3 protein-coding genes are annotated in these 3,503 nt (G+C 71.9%); all 3 read left to right on the plus strand.

Annotation, left to right across the window (positions count from 1 at the left end):
- Positions 1–251: 251 nt before the first annotated feature.
- The 3 genes from V7067_RS14915 to dut all read left to right on the plus strand — a co-directional run bounded on the left by V7067_RS14915 (position 252) and on the right by dut (position 3,272).
- The gene (locus tag V7067_RS14915; RefSeq protein WP_334176696.1) at positions 252–1,400 is read left to right on the plus strand and encodes a penicillin-binding protein activator; all 1,149 of its coding nucleotides are present in this window, start codon (positions 252–254) and stop codon (positions 1,398–1,400) included.
- Entirely contained in the window at positions 1,397–2,653 is a 1,257-nt protein-coding gene (gene coaBC / locus V7067_RS14920; protein ID WP_334176697.1) for a bifunctional phosphopantothenoylcysteine decarboxylase/phosphopantothenate--cysteine ligase CoaBC, read from the plus strand. Before V7067_RS14915 ends, coaBC begins: the two co-directional genes overlap by 4 nt.
- 166 nt (positions 2,654–2,819) lie before the next feature.
- Complete coding sequence (dut, locus tag V7067_RS14925; protein WP_334176698.1) at positions 2,820–3,272, plus strand: dUTP diphosphatase; 453 nt, start codon at positions 2,820–2,822, stop codon at positions 3,270–3,272.
- Positions 3,273–3,503 lie beyond the last annotated feature (231 nt).

Genomic DNA, 3,503 nt, shown 5'->3' on the forward strand with positions numbered 1-3,503 from the left:
CAGGCTCATCGGGCAGGCTCACGGGAATGTGCGTCAGCAAGGCAGAATACCGGCTTGTCGCCGGTGCTGCGGCGCGCACGGAATAAACGGCAGGGGACCGGCCTGCCGGCCGAAGTGGCCGGCGCGACGGGTCCGTTGCGGTCGAACAGGGAGAGCGGACTGTGTCCCGCGTTGATGGTGCTGCCGAATGGAGGCCGGAAATGGCCGGCTGCGAAGCGGAATCTGCCGAGGCGACGGCGGCGGCCGGCGGGATGACCCGTCGTGCGGTGGCCGGGCTGGGGCTGGCGGCGCTGGCTGCGGCCTGCACCACCACCGGCAACCAGCCCGCGGCCCCCGCGGTTTCCACCACGCCGGCCCGGCCCACGGGCGATGTGCTGGGCAGCGGCAGCGTGCCGGTTGCCCTGCTGCTGCCGCTGTCGAGCCCGCTCGGCCAGTCGTTCCGCAATGCGGCGGCGCTGGCGGTGTCGGACTTCCCGCAGGGCAACATCCGCATTTCTGTCAAGGATGACGGCGGGTCCGATCAGGGCGCCCGCGCGGCGGCCCAGCAGGCCATCGCCGAAGGCTCGCAGCTCATCCTCGGCCCGATCTTCTCGCCGGCGGTGGCCGGGGCGGCCTCGGTGGCGCGGCCGGCCAATCTGCCGGTGATCGGCTTTTCCACCGATGTGTCGGTGGCCGGGCCCGGCGTCTATCTGCTGAGCTTCCCGCCGCAGCAGGACGTGGAGCGTATCGTCACTTACGCCGCCAGTCAGGGCAAGCGCGCCATGGCGGCGCTGCTGCCGGATTCGGCCTATGGCATGGTGGCCGAGGCGGCGCTGCGCGAGGTTGCCGGCCGCTCCGGCATCACGCTGGTGTCGGTGTCGCGCTATGCGGCCAGCCGGGCCGACCTGCCGCAGAAGATGCAGGCCGTCGCCGCCCTTGCCGGTCAGATCGATTCGCTGTTCGTGCCCGAAGGCGGCGATGCCGCCGGCGCCATCGCCACCGCGCTGACCCAGAGCGGACTGGCCGGCGGCCGGGTGCAGCTGCTGGGCTCCGGCCAGTGGGACGATACCCGCGTTTCCGCCAACCCGGCCTTTGCCGGCGGCTGGTATGCGGCGCCCGACAAGACGGGGTTCGAGCTGTTCTCGGCCCGCTACACCGCCAAGTTCGGCACGCCGCCGCCGCGCACCGCCTCGCTTGCCTATGACGGCGCCACGCTGGCCGCCGGGCTGGTGCGGGCCGTGCCGCAGCAGCCCTTTGCGCCGGGCGTGCTGACCAACCGGGATGGCTTCATCGGCGTCGACGGTCTGTTCCGCTTCGAGCCCAACGGCCAGATTCGCCGCGGGCTGGCGATCTACGAGATCGCGAACGGCGCGGCGCGGGTGCGGGTGGCGGCGCCGCGCAGCTTCACGGCGGCATCGTGACCGAGCCGGCCGGCCGCCGGGTGCTGCTGATCGTGGGCGGCGGCATTGCGGCTTACAAGTCGCTCGATCTGGTGCGCCGTCTCAAGGAGCGCGGCTTTGCCGTGCGCGCGGTGATGACGAAGGCGGCGAAGCAGTTCGCGACCCCGCTCGCCTTCGGCGCGCTGACCGGCGAGCGGGTGTTCGACGACCTGTTCGACCTGACGGCGGAACACGATATCGGCCACATCCGTCTGGCCCGCGAGGCCGACCTGGTGGTGGTGGCCCCGGCCACCGCCGATCTGATGGCCAAGATGGCCAGCGGCCTTGCCGACGATCTGGCGAGTGCCTGCCTGCTGGCCACCGACCGCCCGGTGCTGCTGGCCCCGGCCATGAACCCGCGCATGTGGGACAATGCCGCCACGAAGCGCAACCGTGCCCGTCTGGCCGGCGACGGTGTGCATTTCGTCGGGCCCAACAGCGGTGCGATGGCCGAGCGCGGCGAGGCCGGCACCGGCCGCATGGCTGAGCCGCTGGAAATCGTGGCCGCCGCCGAAGCGCTTCTGGCCGCGCCGCCGGCCGGTTCCGACGATCCGCTTTCCGGCCGCCTCGCCGGCCGCCGCATGATCGTCACCGCCGGGCCGACGCACGAACCCATCGATCCGGTGCGCTACATCGCCAACCGCTCGTCGGGCCAGCAGGGCTATGCCATTGCGGCTGCGGCGGCTGCCGCGGGGGCGGAGGTGGTGCTGGTCTCCGGCCCCGTCACGCTGGCCGGTCCCGCCGGCGTGCGGGTGGTGCGGGTGGAAACGGCCCGCCAGATGCTGGACGCCGTGCAGGCGGCCCTGCCGGCTGACATCGCGGTGATGACGGCGGCTGTGGCCGACTGGCGGGTGGCGAGCGAAGGCGATCGCAAGATCAAGAAGGACGGCTCCGGCCGCCCGCCGGTGCTGGAGCTGGTGGAGAACCCGGATATCCTCGCCACCGTCGGCCACGATGCGGCGCTCAGGCCGCGGCTGCTCGTGGGTTTTGCCGCCGAAACCAACGATCTCATCGCCAATGCCGGTGCCAAGCTGGCCCGCAAGGGGGCGGATGTCATCGTGGCGAACGATGTCTCGGCGCAGACCGGCATCATGGGCGGGGCCTTCAACGCCGTGCATCTGGTGACCCGTGCCGGCGTCGAAGACTGGCCGCGTGCGCCCAAGGAGGCGGTCGCCGCGCGCCTCGTCGCCCGGTTTGCCGACTGGCTGGAGCAGGGCGTGCCCGGCGCCGCCTGAACGGGCGGACCGGCCCGCGGCGCCCGGCTGCCGCCGTGCCCGGTTCTGCCCGGTCCTGTCCTGTCTGTTGCCCCGTTTGCCTGCCTGCGGTTGTCCGCTTCCGAATCTTTTGCCCCGGATCTTGCCCCGGATCTTGCCCCGGGTCCTGTGTCGTGGAGTCCCGCCGATGGTGTCCGTTCCCGTTCTTCGCCTGCCGCATGCGGCCGGGCTCGACCTGCCGGTTGCCGCCACGCGCGGCGCGGCGGGGCTGGATCTGCGCGCCGCGCTGCCGGCCGATCAGCCGCTGGTGCTGGCGCCGGGCGCGCGGGCGCTGGTGCCGACCGGGCTGGCCATTGCCCTGCCGGAGGGCTTCGAGGCGCAGGTGCGCCCGCGCTCCGGCCTTGCGGCAAGGCACGGCATCACGGTGCTGAACGCCCCCGGAACCGTGGATGCCGACTATCGCGGCGAGATACAGGTGATCCTGATCAATCTCGGCGTCGAACCGGTTATTCTCAGCCGCGGCGATCGCATTGCGCAGATGGTCGTCGCCCCGGTTTCCGCCCCGGTGCTGGTGGAGGTGAGCGAATTGCCGGCCAGCGACCGCGGCACCGGCGGTTTCGGCTCCACCGGGCGCGGCTGAGGGCGGGCCGCGACGACCGGCCACCACACGGCCCCTTGCGCCTGCGGGCGGTTGGGGGTGTAATGATAAATATAATCTATTACGCGGATGGACTTTATCCGCCCGACGGAAGGACCAGACAGATGGCACAGACGGGACATGGCGCCGAGAAGAAGCCCGGTCGCGGCCGCATCTACAATTCCATCACCGAGACCGTGGGCGACACGCCGCTGGTGCGCCTCGACAAGCTGG

Source organism: Pseudoxanthobacter sp. (genome assembly GCF_036822375.1).
GTDB lineage: Bacteria > Pseudomonadota > Alphaproteobacteria > Rhizobiales > Segnochrobactraceae > Pseudoxanthobacter.